Raw genomic sequence first — 15057 nt, 5'->3', positions numbered from 1 at the left:
TTGAAGACCCCGGGATTTTTTCCGGTTGACGGGGTGCGCTTTGCGCGGATTGATGAAACGCAACGAGAAACCGAGGGAGGAACCCGGATGGAGGCGATGGCCGAACTCATCGCGGCGGCGCGCGCGGTGCGGGAGAACGCCTATGCCCCCTATTCGCACTATGCGGTAGGGGCGGCGGTGCGTGCGGAGGATGGCTCCATTTACGCCGGATGCAACGTCGAGAACGCCGCCTCGCCCGAGGGCCTGTGCGCCGAGGCCGCCGCCATCGCCGCGATGGTGGCCGCCGGACGCCGCCGCCTGACCGCGGTGGCGGTGGTCGGCGGCGATGTGGCGCGGCCCGCCATGCCGTGCGGCGGTTGCCGCCAGAGACTGCATGAATTCGCCGCCCCCGGCGCCGTCGTGGCGGTGGCCGATGCGGCGGGCCGCCTGCTGTGCGAGACGCCGCTTGCGGCGCTTCTGCCCGAGGCGTTCGGCCCCGGAGGCCGGATATGACCAACCTGCTTCTCGCGGCGGATGCCGAAATCGAGGCTGCGACCGCGGCGGCGCGCGCCCGCCTGGGCGGCCTGACGCCGGAGATCGGCCTGATCCTCGGCAGCGGCCTGGGCGAGCTGTCCTCGGCCCTTTCCGATGCGGTGACGGTGCCCTACGACGGCCTGCCGGGCTTTCCCCGGCTGTCGGTGGCGGGGCACGCCGGACGCCTGGTGGCGGGGCGCATGGGCCGCCACAGCGTGGCGATGCTGCAGGGCCGGGTGCACGCCTACGAGACCAACACCGCCGACGCCATGGCGGTGCCGGTGGGGGTTCTGGCGCGGCTCGGCTGCACCACCCTGATCGTCACCAACGCGGCGGGCTCGCTGCTGCCGGAGGTCGGCCCCGGCGGCATGATGATGATTTCCGACCACATCAGCCTTACCGGGCGCAGCCCGTTGGCCCGGGCGGTGGGCGACGGCCGCTTCGTCGATATGGTGGACGCCTACGATCCGGGGCTGCGCGCCCGCTTCCGCGCGATCGCCGCGGCGCGCGGCCTCCCCCTGGCGGAGGGGGTCTATATGTGGTTCGTCGGCCCGGCCTTCGAGACTCCGGCGGAAATCCGCGCCGCCAGGGTTCTGGGGGCCGACGCGGTGGGCATGTCCACGGTGCCGGAGGTGGTGATCGCCCGCGCGCTCGGCATGAGGGTGGCGGGTTTTTCGCTGATCACCAACCTGGCGGCGGGGATGGGCGGCTCGCACCTCTCCCACGCCCGCACCCTGGCGCGCGCCGCCGACGGCGCATCCAAGCTCAAGGGCCTGTTGCAGGCCTTCATGGAGGACGAAGCGTGAGTGCCACCCGCAAGGATTGGGCGCGCCGCGTTCTGGCGCTTCTCGACCTCACCAGCCTCAACGACGGCGACGACGACCCGGCGATCGTCGCGCTCGTCGAACGCGCCCTGGAGGCGCCGGTGCGCCCCGCGGGGGTGTGCGTCGGGCCGCGCCAGGCCCTGGTGCCGGTGGTGCTGCTGCGCGGCTCGGGCATCCGCGCGGTGACGGTGGCCAATTTCCCGGCGGGCGGGAACAACGTCTCCCAGGCCGCCTTCGAGGTGCTGCGCGCGGTCAACGACGGCGTGGAGGAGGTGGACGTGGTCTTCCCCTACCGCGCCTGGCTGGCGGGCAAGGAGGACGAGTGCGCCGAGTTCGTCGCCGCCTGCAAGGCCGCCTGCGGCGCGCTGGCGAAACTCAAGGTGATTCTCGAAACCTGCGAACTCGGCGGCGCGGAAGCCGTTGCCGCGGCGGCGCGCGCGGCGATCGCGGGCGGGGCCGACTTCATCAAGACCTCCACCGGCAAGGCGGCGGCGGGGGCGACGCCGGAAGCGGCGGAGACGATGCTGCGCGTCATCGCGGAGACCGGCGGAACCTGCGGCTTCAAGGCCGCGGGAGGGGTGAAGACCCTGGCGGATGCGGCGGTCTACGTGCGCCTGGCGGAGAGTGTTCTCGGCGCGGATTGGGTGAGCGCGGAGCGGTTCCGCATCGGCGCGAGCGGCCTGATGGACGAACTGCTCGCCATTCTCGCCGCGCCGGGCGATGAGCCCTTCGCGGAGGAGGCGCGCCACGCGGCGGTGTTTCTGCCGCAGGAGACGATCCGCAAGAAGCGTGACGGCGGCGCCCTGGACGGGGCGGAGATCGCCGCCTTCGTCGCGGGCATCGCCAACGGCGCGGTGGCCGACGCGCAGGTGGGGGCCTTCGCCATGGCGGCGCTGCTGTGCGGCCTCTCCGATGCGGAATGCCGCGGCCTCACCCTGGCGATGCGGGATTCCGGGCGGGTGATGGCGTGGCCGGAGCTCGGCGGCGCGCCGGTGATCGACAAGCACTCCACCGGCGGCGTCGGCGACAAGGTGAGCCTCATCCTCGCGCCGCTCGCCGCCGCCTGCGGCCTCAAGGTGCCGATGCTCGCCGGGCGCGGCCTCGGCCATACCGGCGGCACCCTGGACAAGCTCGCGGCGATTCCCGGCTACGACGTCGCCCCCGCGCCGGAGGCGTTCGCCGCAGTGGTGCGGCGCGTCGGCTGCGCGGTGATCGGCCAGACCGCCGACCTCGCCCCCGCCGACCGGCGGCTTTATGCGATCCGCGACGTCACCGCGACGGTGGAGAGCCTGCCGCTGATCGTCGCCTCGATCCTCTCCAAGAAGCTGGCGGCGGGCCTCGGCGGCCTGGTGCTCGACGTCAAGGCCGGGTCCGGCGCCTTCATGGCGGAAGAGGAAAAAGCCCGCGAACTCGCCCGCGCCCTGGTGGCGGTGGCGCAGGGCGCGGGGCTGCCCGCCCGCGCCCTGGTCTCCGGCATGGATCAGGTGCTCGGCCACGCCGCGGGCAACGCGGTGGAAGTGGCGGAGGCGGTGGCCTTTCTGCGCGCCGACCGCCGCGATGCGCGGCTCGAAGAGCTCACCATCGCGCTCGGCATCGAGATGCTGGGCCTGGCGGGCATCGAGCCGGCCACCGCGGCGCGCAAGCTCAAGCGCGCGCTGGACGGCGGCGCGGCGGCGGAGACCTTCGGCCGCATGGTCGCGGCGCTGGGCGGCCCCCTCGACTTCATCGACGATGCGGCGGCGCACCTGCCCGCCGCGCCGGTGATCGCGCCGGTGTTCCCGGCGCAGGCGGGCGTCGTCGCCGCCCTCGACGTGCGCCGGATCGGCCTCGCCGTGGTCGATCTCGGCGGCGGACGCCGCCGCCCGGACGCCGCCATTGACCCGGCGGTGGGGATCACCGACATGCAGGGAATCGGCGGCGCGGTGGGACCGGATGCGCCGCTCTGCACGGTGCACGCGCGCAACGCCGCGGCCTGGGAACGCGCCGCCGCGCGCTTGCGCGCCGCGGTGACGGTGGCGGAAACCGCGCCGCCCGCGCGTCCGGTGGTGTGGGGCCGCGTGGGCGGGTAGGAAAAGAAAAACTTTGCGAGGGGACTCGGTCCCTCCGGGCCTCCCATAACTTCTTGTTTTTGCGCGTAGCGCCATAGGCCTATGCCGTTGCAACGAACGCATTGCCTGCCGCTTCGCGGCGAAAAAAGTGCAAGGGGTGCGCGAGGGGGCTTAGACCCCTCGCAACGTTTTGGTTTTTAGGGGCGGAAGATCATGGGGCGTGCCTTCGTCTTGGTGATGGACAGTTTCGGCATCGGCGCGGCGCCGGATGCGGCGTCTTTCGGCGATGCCGGGGCCGACACCTTGGGGCACATCGCCGCGGCCTGCGCCGCCTTGCCGCGCGGGCCGTTGAAACTGCCGTTCCTCGCCGCCCTCGGCCTGGGCGAGGCGGCGCGCGGCGTCACCGGCGCGCTGCCGCGGGGTCTGGCGCATGAGGGGCCGTTCACCGGGGTGTACGGCGCGGCGCGGGAGGTCAGCCACGGCAAGGACACGCCGAGCGGCCATTGGGAGATGATGGGCCTGCCGGTGCGCTTCGACTGGGGGTATTTCCCCGCCACCGTGCCGGCCTTTCCCTCCACCCTCACCGAGGCGCTGGTCGGCCGTGCGGGCCTGCCCGGGCTGCTCGGCGACTGCCATGCCTCGGGCACCGAGATCGTCGCCCGCCTCGGCGCGGAGCACGTGCGGACCGGCAAGCCGATCGTCTACACCTCGGCGGATTCGGTTTTCCAGATCGCCGCGCACGAGGAGAGTTTCGGCCTGCAACGGCTCTACGCGGTGTGCGAAATCGCCCGCGAACTGGTGGATTCCTACAAGGTGGGGCGGGTGATCGCGCGGCCCTTCACCGGCGGGGAGGGGGCCTTCGCGCGCACCGCCAACCGCAAGGACTATGCGGTGCCGCCGCCGCAGCCGACGCTGCTCGACCGCCTCAAGGCGATGGGCCGCGAGGTGATCGGCATCGGCAAGATCGGCGACATCTTCGCCCACCGCGGCCTGACGCAGGAGGTCAAGGCGGCGGGGGACATGGCGCTCTTCGACGCCACGCTTGCGGCGGCGCGGCAGGCGGGCAGCGGCTCGCTCGTCTTCGCCAATTTCGTCGATTTCGACACCCTCTACGGCCACCGCCGCGACGTGGAGGGCTATGCCGCGGCGCTGGAGGCGTTCGACGCCCGCCTGCCGGAGCTGGCGGCGGCGCTGCGCTGCGAGGACGTCGTCATCCTCACCGCCGACCACGGCTGCGACCCCACCTGGGGCGGCACCGACCATACCCGCGAATGGGTGCCGGTGCTCGCCTTCGGCCCCGGCATGGCGGCGCGCGGCATCGGCCTGCGGCAGAGCTTCGCCGACGTGGCGCAGACCGTGGCGCGCCACCTCGGGCTGGAGCCGATGGCGGAGGGCCGCGCCTTCCTGCCCTGATCCGCTCAGCCTGCTTCGGGGGGTGGCGTCTCGCCGGTCCTGGCCCAGGAGTCGAGCGCGGCGCGCGCCTTGTCCTGATGCGCGCGGTTGACCTGGAGCTTGAGGTTGAGGTGGGCGATTTCGTCGGCGTCCAGCGGCCCGGCGAGCCTTTCGAGGATTTTCTCCTCCTTGTCGGCAAGCTTTTCCAGCAGGTCCTGCACCGCGCGTTCGCGCCGCGTGCGCTTGGTGCGCTCGCCGCCGAGCAGACCGTCCAGCACCTCGATGATCTTGCGGGTCTTCATTGCGGGCCTCGCGCCAGGCGGGAGATGTCGGCGTCGCTCAGGCCCAGGGCGCGCTCCGCGGCGCTGTGCGTGGCCTCCGCCTCGCCGAAGAGGATGCGGCCGATGTCTCCCAGGGCCCAGACGATACTCCGGGTATAACGCAAATCGTTCATCAGGGACATCCCCATGCGCGGCGTGATCCGCCCCTCGCGCAGGAGCGTGTCCAACTCGCCGCTCGCCACCGGGTCGGCCTGGGCGAAGCGCACGCGCAGGGCTTCCATTTCCAGGGTGTCGCGGTGCTCCGCCGGTTCGGCGCGCAGCTGGCCGATGGCGCGCAGGGCGTTGCCGATGAGGCAGCGCAGGGCGTTGTAGGGGGCGCGGATGTCGGCGTTGTCGTGGCGGGCGTAGAGGGTCAGATCGGGGCGCAGGTGCTTGGTTTCCTTGACGCAGGCGACGATGCCGAGGCAGGCCTCCCGGTAGGATCTCAGCAGTTCCGCTTCTTCCGGCGTGGTCTTGCGGGCGCGTACGATCGCCCCGAGGATGGCGGCGGAAAGGGTCTCCACGCGCTCCGCGTACTGGCTGTCGAGGTCGATGACGATCAGGTCTGTCTGCTTCTCCACCGCGGTTTCCAGCGGCTCGGGGCCGAACAGCACGTGGCGGTGCAGGTGCAGGCCGTGCGCCATGATCTCCACCGCGTTGTCGTAGAGGCGGATCAGTTCCTGGCGCAGGGCGCGGCGCAGGGTCTCGGGGAAGGCCTCGGTGGCCGGGGTGAGGAAGCGCGGCTTCAGCCCCGGCTCCGGCGGCGCGGGCAGCAGGCGTTGCAGCACCGGCACCATGCGCGGAATCAGGGGGGTGAGCAGCAGCACGCCGAGGCCGTTGAACAAGGTGTGGAAGAGGGCGAGTTCCAGCGTCGGGTCGCCGCCGAGGCCGAGGCGCGCCGCCAGCCATGCGACGGCGCGCACCGTCGGGCCGAGCGTGGCGATGACGATGCCGCCGGTCACCAGGTTGAAGAACAGGTGTGCGGCGGCGAGGCGCTTGCCGTCCACGTTGGCGCTGAGCGAGCCGATGGCGGCGGTGACGGTGGTGCCGATGTTGGCGCCGATGGCCAGCGCGATCGCCCCTTCGGCGCCGATCTGGCCGGAGGCGAGGGCGGTGAGGATGAGCAGCAGGGTGGCGTGGCTCGACTGCATGATCACCGTGGCGAGGGCGCCGAAGGCGACGAAGAGGAGGACGGCCTGGAGCCCGTGCGTGTCGATCGCCGACAGGTCGATGCCGTCGTGGAAGACCTCGAAGCCCTCCTTCATGAAGGAGATGGCGAGGAAGAGGAAACCCATCCCGGCGAGGATGTTGCCCGCGCCTTTGGCGGCGCGCGCCGGGTGCATGGTGAGGACGAGGCCGAGCGCCAGCATCGGCATCGCCCAGGCGGCGATGTCCACCTTCAGCCCGAAGGCGGCGATCAGCCACGCGCCGCTGGTGGTGCCGAGGTTGGCGCCGAACACCACGCCGATGCCCGCGGCGAGGTCGATCAGTCCGGCGGAGAGGAAGGAGATGGTGATCACCGAGACCAGGCCGCTCGACTGGGTGATGCTGGTGGTGACGACGCCGAAGACGATGCTGCGCCAGGGGCCGCGGGTGGAGCGCTTGAGCAGGGTTTCCAGCGCGCCGCCGGCGAAGGCGGCGAAGCCGGTTTCGATGGCGCGCATGCCGAAGAGGAAGATCGCCACCCCGGCGGCGATTTCGGCGAAGGAGGCGTCCACGACGAGCGCAAAGGCGAGCGCCGCGACGGCGGCGGTGGCCGCCGCGGTGGTGGCGTAACGGTAGGAGGTGCGGCCGAGGCGCATCATCGCGGCATTCACCCTGCGCGCTGGACTCCAAGGATTCGATGATACACGCGCCGCTGCCGCGGGGCAGGCGGAATCCGTGTGCTGCGGCGGAGCCGGGGCGTTGCCGAAGGCGCGGGCAGCCCCCACATATGTTCTATCGGAAGGTGTGGTCGGCGCCGCGTGCGGGCCGCCCGCCGGGCGCCGGGCGCACCAAGAGGTGGCCGGGGCGCGAAAACGGCCGGATATCGCTTTCAGGAGGATATCGCCATGACCAGAATGGAAACGCGCGACACCATCCACCGGATGATCGGCGCCTCGGTACGGACCGCGGCGCGGCTGTCCGGGCGCGACGCGGCGGTCTCGGGGATTCTCTCCGGACTGCGGCACCTGCGCGACGTCGTGGTTTCGCAGGGCGGCGAGGACGCGGCGCGGATTTTCGACGATCAGGTGCGGGAGCACATCCTCGGACGCCTGCTCGTCACCATGAAGGGCGCCCCGGAGCCGATCACCGTGCTGCTGCCCAAGGCGGTATATGCGGAGCCGCGCGCCGGTGCGATCATGCGCGACGTCTCGGAGTCCTGCCTGGTGCTCAACACCGTGGCGCGCGACGAGGGGGTGTTCACCCACACCCTGACCGGCCTCCTGGAGCAATTGGTGGATCAGCTTGGCGGCCTGCCCAAGTGGAGCGATCTCGAGGATGCGCTCAAGGTTGCCGAACCCTCCTGGACGTGGGAAAGCTCGCCGATCAAGGGCGACGTGACGATCCACTGACTCACCGGCAGAACGGCCCGGCATTCTTCTCCAGATAGCGTTGGTGATATTCCTCGGCGGGCCAGAAACGGCCCGCCGGTTCTATCACCGTCGCCACCGGGCGGACCAGGCGGCCCGAGGCCTCGAGCGCCGCGATGCGTGCCGTGGCGCGGGCCTCCTGGTCGGCATCGAGGGGGAAGATCACCGAGCGGTACTGCCGCCCGATGTCCGGGCCCTGGCGGTTCGCCTGGGTGGGGTCGTGAATGGCGAAGAACACGTCGAGCAGCGTCTCGTAGCCGGTGCGCGCCGGGTCGTATTCCACCAGCACCGCCTCGGCATGGCCGGTCCGGTCGGTGCACACCTGGGCGTAGGTGGGGTTGTCCACATCGCCGCCCGCGTAGCCGGAGGTGACTTCGAGAACCCCCACCTGGCGGCGGAAGGCGGCCTCCACCCCCCAGAAGCATCCGGCGCCGAACATCGCCTTTGCGGTTGCGGTCATGGGCTCTCCTCTGCGAGCAGGCGGCGCTTCAGGGCGGCGAGGTCGGCGAGCGCGGCGATGACGCGGCTGCCGTACCAGGCGATCGACTCCCCGGTGACCAGGCAGACATGGGGGGTGCCGAGTTCGCCGCGCAAGGCCGCGGCGTGGCCTTCGTCGAAAAGGTAGGGTTCGGTGGCGAGCAGCACCCAGTCGGCGGCGGCGGCGGCGCGGGGCAGGTCGGCGATGCGCGGGTAGAGCCCGTCCCCGGGCGGCGCGACGGCAAGCCCCACCGCATCCAGCATCGCCGCGACGTAGGTGGCGCGTCCCACGCTGACCCAGGGGTCCTTCCAGATCAACGGCAGCACGGCGATTTCCGGCGTTTCCGCGCGCACGCGGGCGGCCTCCGCCAGCGCCGCGTCGAGGCGGCGGCAAAGCTCCGCGGCCTCCGTCTCGCGGCCGAACAGCGCGCCGAAGCGGACGAACATCCCGCGGTTGTCTTCCGGCGCGAGGGGATGCACCAGCACCGCCTCGGCCCCGGCTTCGGCGATCAGGGGCAGGATGCCGCGGGCGTTCTCCTCCGGGCTGATCAGCACGTGAGTCGGCCTTGCCGCGCGGAACGCCGCGGCGTCCACGGTCTTCGGCCCGCCCATGGAGGGAACGGCCTCCACCGCGCCCGGCGGCGAGATGCAGAAATCGGTGCGCCCCGCCATCTGCGGGCCGAGGCCGATCTCGAAGCAGAGTTCGGTGAGGCTCGGCACCAGGGAGACGATGCGGAAAGAAGCGGTCATCATCGGCACCTCCATGCGTGGAGGTCCCAGGATAGGCGGCGGCGGCCTCCCCCGGCAAGGGAAGGCCGCCCGGTTCGCTCACGCGGCGCGGACTTCGCCGAGGAAGGTCTCGACCACGCTCTTCATGCCGTCGGTCTGGGCGAACAGGTGCTGCGAGGCGGCGAGCACCTGCTCCGAGGCCGCGCCGGTCTGTTCGGCGGTCTGCGCCACGCCCTGCATGTTGCGGGTGACGTCGTCGGCGCCCGCCGCCGCCTCCTGCACGTTGCGGGCGATCTCCTGCGTCGCGGCGCTCTGCTGCTCCACCGCCGCGGCGATCGCCTGGGCGATGTCGCGCAGTTCGGCGATGCGCTGCGCGATGGTCTCGATCGCCGCCACCGCGCTTTGGGTCTCGCCCTGCACGGAGCGGATCTGCGCGGCGATCTCTTCCGTCGCCTTGGCTGTCTGGTGCGACAGGCTCTTCACCTCGCCCGCCACCACCGCGAAGCCCTTGCCCATGTCGCCCGCGCGCGCCGCCTCGATGGTGGCGTTGAGGGCGAGGAGGTTGGTGTTCTCCGCGATGTCGGTGATCAGGCTGACGATGTCGCCGATGCGCGCGGCGGAGCCCGCCAGGCCTTTGATCAGCACGCTCGCCTGGTCGGATTCCTCCGCCGCGGCGGCGGCGATGCCCGCCACCTGACCGGCCTGGCGGCTGATCTCGCCGATCGAGGAGGATAACTCCTCCACCGTCGCCGCGACGTTGCGCACGTTGGCGGAGGCCTGATCCGCCGCGGCGGCGGAGGCGGCGGCGCTTTCCAGCGAGGAGCGCGCCGCGCCCGACATCTCGCGCGCCGAGGACTGCATCTGGGTGCCCGCGAGCGCCAGGCCGGAGAGCACGTCCGCGACGTTGCCGTCGAAGGCGCGGGTGAGGAGGGAGAGCGCCTCGGCGCGCTGCGCCGTGGCCTTCTGGTGCGCCGCCTGCTCGGCGGCGAGCGCGTCGGCGCGGATCATCCCGTCCTTGAATACCTGCACGGCGCGCGCCATCTCGCCGATCTCGTTCCTGTCGTCCAGGGCCGGAATCTCGGCGGCCATGTCCTTTTCGGCAAGGCGGCGCATCGCCTCGGTCATCCGCAGCACCGGCCGCGCGATCCCGGCGGAGAGCAGCTTGGCCATCGCCAGGGTGACGGCGATGCTGACCAGCGAGGTGATGCTGACGATGACGTAGGCGTCGTGGGCCTGGGCGCGCATCGCTTCGGCCTGTGCGGCCTTGCGCGCCGTGGCGAGGGTGTCGAAATTTTGGGCGGCGGCCACCGCCTGGCGGCCGAGCGGCGTCAGGCGTTTTTCCACTGCGTCGAGTCGCGCCGCGGCATCGGCGCGCACCGTGGCGAGCGTCGCCTGGTAGGTGGCGGCGTTGCCGACCATCTGCTCCACCAGGTCGCGGGTGTCGGAGGCGTACATGCGGGCGGAGATGCTTTTCAGCGCGGCGGCAAGCTGGCTCATCTCGTGGGAGACGCGCTCCGCGTTGGCGTCCTCGTAACCGTTCATGAACTTGCCGAAATAGACCCGCGCCAGCAGCAGGTTGCGCAGCCCCTGCGAGAAGTCGAAGGCAAGGTCGCTGCGGCCTTCGCCGACCGACTGCTTGACCATGCGGGCGAGTTTGCGTTCGAGGTCGAAACCGATGCGCTCGATCACGCTCTGCGACGCCTCGCCGATTCGCAGCTGTTGTGCGGCCACTTCGGAAAAAATCTCGCCATATGCGGTGAGCGAGCCGTCCAGCTCCGAGAGGATGCGCCGCCACTCCGCCTCGCGGGTGCGGGCCACCGCGGCGCGGATGTCGCTGCGCGCCGCCTCGACGCCGGCCCTTGCCGCGGCGGCGGTGGAGTCCTCGGGGCGGTCGAGGAACTCCCGCACCAGAACCTGGGTCTGTAGGGTTTGCGATTTGATTTCCGAGACTTTCGCGGCTTCCGCCTCGATCGCCTGATAGGCCGCGATGTCGGTGCGCAGACCGGAAAAACGCAGGTTGGAGACGCCGGCGATGAGGGCGAGGAATCCAAGTAGAAGCAGAAATCCGCCCCAAATCTTCAGTTTAATGGAAGTGTCACGAAGTTTTTTCATCATCACATCTCCAATGCAATAGAGTCCGCACCAGGAAAGGCAAGACACACTTTGATCGAGATGTAAACAAAAACGAAAATGACAATATTTTGGGCAAATTGCACAAAAACTGTTCTTTAAAATATTATGAATATATATAACCCGACTGTGGAATTGAATTCATGCCACACTGCCGCCGCACAGGGAGTTCCGCCGCGATGCCGACGTGGCGGTTGCCCCGCGGCCGCGCGGGCGGTATGTGCAGGGGCGGACAACAGCAAGCGGGGATCGGCGTGGCGCCACCGTTGATGCACGTGCGGGGGCTTTCCCTGCGTTTCGGAACCAAGGTCCTGTTCGACGGCGCGGAGCTTGCGGTCTCCCGCGGCGACCGCATCTGCCTGGTCGGGCGCAACGGCACGGGCAAATCGACGCTGCTCAAGGTGGCGGCGGGGCTGATTTCCGCCGATGCCGGGGAGCGCTTCCTGCAGCCCGGCACGCGGCTCGCCTATCTGCCGCAGGAGCCGGACTTCGCGCGCCGCGCCACCGCGGGAGAGGTGGTGGCGGAGGGGCTGGCCGATCCGGCGGAGACCTTCCGCGTCGCCGCCATCCTCGGCGAACTCGGGGTGGCGCCCGAGGCGTCCGCCGCCGCGCTCTCGGGCGGCGAGGGGCGCCGCGTCGCGCTCGCCCGCGCGCTGGTGGGCGAGCCGGACGTGCTGCTGCTCGACGAGCCGACCAACCACCTCGACCTGCCCGCCATCGAATGGCTGGAGAACCGCCTCGCCGGGTTTACCGGCGGCGTGGTGATGATCAGCCACGACCGGGCCTTCCTCACCCGCCTGACCCGTCAGACGGTGTGGCTGGACCGCGGCGTGGCGCGGCGTCTGGATGCGGGCTTCGCCGGTTTCGAGGAATGGGCGGAGGGCCTGCTGGAACAGGAGACGGCGGAACGCGCCCGCCTGGACAAGAAAATCGCCGAGGAGACGGTGTGGTCGCGCCAGGGCATCAGCGCGCGGCGCAAGCGCAACCAGGGACGCCTGCGGGCGCTGGCGGACCTGCGGCAGGAGCGCGCCGAGCAGCGCGCCCGCCTGGGCGCGGTGAAGCTCGCCGCCGAGGCGGGCGGGCTTTCCGGCAAGCTGGTGCTGGAGGCGACGGAGGTCTCCTATGCCTGGGAGGGCGTGCCGGTGGTGCTGCCGACGTCGCTCAAGGTGCTGCGCGGCGACCGCATCGGCATCGTCGGCGCCAACGGTGCGGGCAAGTCCACGCTGCTGAAGCTGCTGATGGGCGAACTGCCGCCGGATACCGGCATGGTGCGCCTCGGCACCAACCTCACCACGGTCTACCTCGACCAGGGACGGGCGGCGCTTTCCGACGCCGCGACGGTATGGGATATCCTGTGCCCGCAGGGCGGCGATCAGGTGATGGTGCGCGGCCGTCCGCGCCACGTGGTCTCCTACATGCGCGATTTCCTGTTCGATGACGCGCAGGCGAAAAGCCCGGTGGGTTCGCTCTCCGGCGGCGAGAAGAACCGCCTGCTGCTCGCCGTCGCGCTGGCCAAGCCCTCCAATCTGCTGGTCCTCGACGAGCCGACCAACGACCTCGACATGGAGACCCTGGACCTGTTGCAGGAAACCCTCTCCGACTACGACGGCACGGTGCTGGTGGTCAGCCACGACCGCGACTTCCTCGACCGCGTCGCCACCGCGATCTGGGCGCTGGAGGGCGACGGCCGGGTCGGCGAATACGTCGGCGGCTTTTCCGACTACCGGCGGCAGCGGCCCGCCCCGGCGGAGGCGGCCAAATCCGCCGCGGCGAAGCCGAAGCCGCAGCGCGCCGAGCCGCCGCGCAAGGCGGCTAAGCTTTCCTACAAGGACCAGCGCGAGTGGGAGGGCCTGCCCGCGCGCCTCGCGGCGCTGGAGGCGGAGCAGGAAGACCTGGAAAAGCGGCTTGCCGATCCCGGCTTCTTCGCGCGCGATGCGGCGGGCTTCTCCGCCGCGACGCGGCGCCTCGCCGCCCTCGCCACGGAACGTGCCGCGGCGGAGGACCGCTGGCTGGAACTGGAAATCCTGCGCGAGGAACTCTCGGGCTGATTTGCGGGGCTGCCGCCCCGCGCCCCGCAAAGAAAAACTTCGCGAGGGGACTCGGTCCCCTCGCGCACCCCATTACTATTACTTTTTTCGCCGTGCAACGGCGGGCAACCGTCACGCCGCGTGATGGTCTTATGGCGCTTCGCGCAAAAACCGAAAGTTGGGGGAGCGCGAGGGGGCTAAGACCCCTCGCAAAGGTTTGGTTTTTATACTTAATCCTTGAGGCTCTTCAAATAGGCGACGATGGCGGCGCGGTCGGCGGGTTTGCGGATGCGCGCGATCATGTTGGTGCGGGTGTCGGGGTCGCCGGAGGCGGCCTTGAGGAAGGCGACCGGGTTGTCCACGTAGGCCTCCAGGTTTTCCGCGGTCCAGGTGAGGCCCTTGGCCGCCGCGGCTTTCATCGCTTCGCCGTAACGGTCGAAGCCGGGCACCGCGGCGGCGGGCTTGCCGTAGATGCCGAAAAGGTTGGGGCCGATTTTCGATTCTCCGCCCTTGGTGAAGGTGTGGCAGGCGACGCAGGCGCGCACCGCCTTGGGCACGTCGGCGGCGCGCGCAAGGGTGGCGCCGCCCGCAAGCGCGAGGCACGCGGCCAGGGCGGCGGCCGCCCGATTCGCCGGAATCATCGCTGGTTTCTCCCCCGTAGTGGCGCCTGCGCCCTTGAAAAACCCTGGGCGCTCCATGACTTTTTCATGAAGCCGCCGCCGCCGCAAGACCGCAGCGGGCAGGAATCCCCGAGACTTGGGGAAAGCGCTCGGTTTTGTGAGGCGCCTCTCATAACCGAGTAGACTAAGGGGACTTGCAACGAAGGCGATTTCCTGTATCTTTGAAGGGTCGGTGCTACCCGTCTAGGCCGACCTACCCGGCGTGCAAGGGCAGCCGGGTCGAATCGGAATTCATGTTGCTCGATGGAGGATATGATGATCCAGACTTTTCCGATCGTTCGTTTTCGCCACGGCTTTTAGGACCGCTCGCGTCGATCCGCCCCGCTGTCTCCCCGCGTTGGGAGAAACGGGAGCGCTGGGGATTTTTCCCCATCCGAACAGCGTCCACCCCTGGTTGGTATCAAGGAGCCCAAGCAATGACGACGATCAGCGTTCCGGCGATTTCCGATGAAGGCGGTTTGCAGGCCTATCTGCGGGCGATCCGGGTGTTCCCGATTCTCCCCGTGGAAGAGGAATACATGCTCTCGCGCCGTTTCTCCGAACATGGCGACATCGAGGCCGCGCACAAACTGGTGACCAGCCACCTGCGTCTCGTCGCGAAGATCGCGATGGGGTACCGGCATTATGGTCTGCCGGTGGCCGACCTGATTTCCGAAGGCAACGTCGGTTTGATGCGCGCCGTGAAGAAGTTCGACCCCGAACGCGGCTTCCGCCTCTCCACCTATGCGATGTGGTGGATCAAGGCGGCGATCAACGAATACATCCTCAACAGCTGGTCGATGGTGAAGATCGGCACCGTCGCGGCACAGAAGAAGCTGTTCTTCAACCTGCGGCGCGCCAAGGCGGCGCTCGGCCGTTACGAGGAGGGCGATCTCGCGCCTTCCGAAGTGGCGCAGATCGCCAAGGATCTCGGCGTGCCGGAGCACGAGGTTGTGACGATGAACCGCCGCCTGGCGCGGCCGGACGCGACCCTGAACGCGCCGGTGGGCGAGGAAGGCGGCATGGAGCGCATCGAGCTCCTGGTCGATTCCCGCCCCAACCAGGAGGAGGAGATGACCTCCCGCCAGGAGAACGACCTCGGCAAGCGCCTGATCGCCGATGCGATGAGCAGCCTCTCCGAACGCGAGGCGGAGATCATCCGCCTGCGCCGTCTGCAGAGCGAGCCGATGACGCTCGAGGATATCGGCAGGTCCTACGGCATCAGCCGCGAGCGCGTGCGCCAGATCGAGAACCGTGCCTTCGACAAGCTTTCCCGCGCCATCCGCGAGGCGGCGGGCCGCCTCGGCCACGATGCGCCGGAGGTGGCGCTGTTCACCCCGTAAGGCGGCGGCGGGAACGGCTTTT

General features: G+C 70.1%; 13 protein-coding genes. 7 read left to right on the top strand and 6 right to left on the bottom strand.

Features of this window, described 5'->3' with window-relative positions; genetic code table 11:
* The first annotated feature begins 87 nt into the window (after positions 1-87).
* From O7R11_RS01715 to O7R11_RS01700, 4 genes are all read left to right on the top strand, one after another.
* Positions 88-492, top strand: a complete 405-nt coding sequence (locus tag O7R11_RS01715; protein WP_337995741.1) for a cytidine deaminase — start codon at positions 88-90, stop codon at positions 490-492.
* Complete coding sequence (locus O7R11_RS01710) at positions 489-1319, top strand: purine-nucleoside phosphorylase (protein WP_337995740.1); 831 nt, start codon at positions 489-491, stop codon at positions 1317-1319. The genes O7R11_RS01715 and O7R11_RS01710 overlap by 4 nt, the downstream gene beginning before the upstream one ends.
* Positions 1316-3406 (top strand): thymidine phosphorylase, encoded by a 2091-nt coding sequence (gene deoA, locus O7R11_RS01705; RefSeq protein ID WP_337995739.1) that lies wholly within the window; start codon positions 1316-1318, stop codon positions 3404-3406. The genes O7R11_RS01710 and deoA overlap by 4 nt, the downstream gene beginning before the upstream one ends.
* 192 nt (positions 3407-3598) lie before the next feature.
* Positions 3599-4798: a phosphopentomutase gene (locus tag O7R11_RS01700; RefSeq protein ID WP_337995738.1), complete on the top strand. Its 1200-nt coding sequence runs from the start codon at positions 3599-3601 to the stop codon at positions 4796-4798.
* A 5-nt stretch (positions 4799-4803) separates the two neighbouring features.
* On the opposite strand, the gene O7R11_RS01695 is transcribed toward O7R11_RS01700, so the two are convergent.
* Both O7R11_RS01695 and O7R11_RS01690 read right to left on the bottom strand, forming a co-directional pair.
* On the bottom strand, positions 4804-5079 hold the full coding sequence (locus tag O7R11_RS01695) for a hypothetical protein (protein WP_337995737.1): 276 nt from the start codon (positions 5077-5079) through the stop codon (positions 4804-4806).
* Positions 5076-6902, bottom strand: a complete 1827-nt coding sequence (locus O7R11_RS01690; protein WP_337995736.1) for a Na/Pi cotransporter family protein — start codon at positions 6900-6902, stop codon at positions 5076-5078. Before O7R11_RS01690 ends, O7R11_RS01695 begins: the two co-directional genes overlap by 4 nt.
* Positions 6903-7148: 246 nt before the next feature.
* Between O7R11_RS01690 and O7R11_RS01685 the strand changes: the two genes are divergently transcribed.
* Entirely contained in the window at positions 7149-7652 is a 504-nt protein-coding gene (locus tag O7R11_RS01685) for a hypothetical protein (RefSeq protein WP_337995735.1), read from the top strand.
* A gap of 1 nt (position 7653) precedes the next feature.
* Here O7R11_RS01685 and msrA read toward each other — a convergent pair whose 3' ends face one another.
* The 3 genes from msrA to O7R11_RS01670 form a co-directional block, all read right to left on the bottom strand.
* Entirely contained in the window at positions 7654-8130 is a 477-nt protein-coding gene (gene msrA, locus O7R11_RS01680; RefSeq protein WP_337995734.1) for a peptide-methionine (S)-S-oxide reductase MsrA, read from the bottom strand.
* The gene (locus O7R11_RS01675) at positions 8127-8900 is read right to left on the bottom strand and encodes an ABC transporter substrate-binding protein (RefSeq protein WP_337995733.1); all 774 of its coding nucleotides are present in this window, start codon (positions 8898-8900) and stop codon (positions 8127-8129) included. Before O7R11_RS01675 ends, msrA begins: the two co-directional genes overlap by 4 nt.
* 75 nt (positions 8901-8975) lie before the next feature.
* Positions 8976-10991 carry a methyl-accepting chemotaxis protein gene (locus O7R11_RS01670; RefSeq protein ID WP_337995732.1) on the bottom strand — a complete coding sequence of 672 codons (2016 nt, stop codon included), beginning with the start codon at positions 10989-10991 and terminating at the stop codon, positions 8976-8978.
* A 269-nt stretch (positions 10992-11260) separates the two neighbouring features.
* On the opposite strand from O7R11_RS01670, the gene O7R11_RS01665 reads away from it, so the two are divergent.
* On the top strand, positions 11261-13054 hold the full coding sequence (locus O7R11_RS01665; RefSeq protein WP_337995731.1) for an ABC-F family ATP-binding cassette domain-containing protein: 1794 nt from the start codon (positions 11261-11263) through the stop codon (positions 13052-13054).
* A 209-nt stretch (positions 13055-13263) separates the two neighbouring features.
* On the opposite strand, the gene O7R11_RS01660 is transcribed toward O7R11_RS01665, so the two are convergent.
* Positions 13264-13674 carry a c-type cytochrome gene (locus tag O7R11_RS01660; protein WP_337995730.1) on the bottom strand — a complete coding sequence of 137 codons (411 nt, stop codon included), beginning with the start codon at positions 13672-13674 and terminating at the stop codon, positions 13264-13266.
* Between the two features lie 455 nt (positions 13675-14129).
* On the opposite strand from O7R11_RS01660, the gene rpoH reads away from it, so the two are divergent.
* A complete protein-coding gene (rpoH, locus tag O7R11_RS01655; protein WP_337995729.1) occupies positions 14130-15035 on the top strand; it encodes an RNA polymerase sigma factor RpoH in 906 nt (301 codons plus the stop codon).
* Positions 15036-15057: the final 22 nt, after the last annotated feature.

It is taken from the genome of Oleispirillum naphthae (assembly GCA_027864655.1).
GTDB classification, from domain to species: Bacteria; Pseudomonadota; Alphaproteobacteria; order Rhodospirillales; family Rhodospirillaceae; genus Oleispirillum; species Oleispirillum naphthae.
This window is presented reverse-complemented; position numbering and strand designations above follow the sequence as displayed.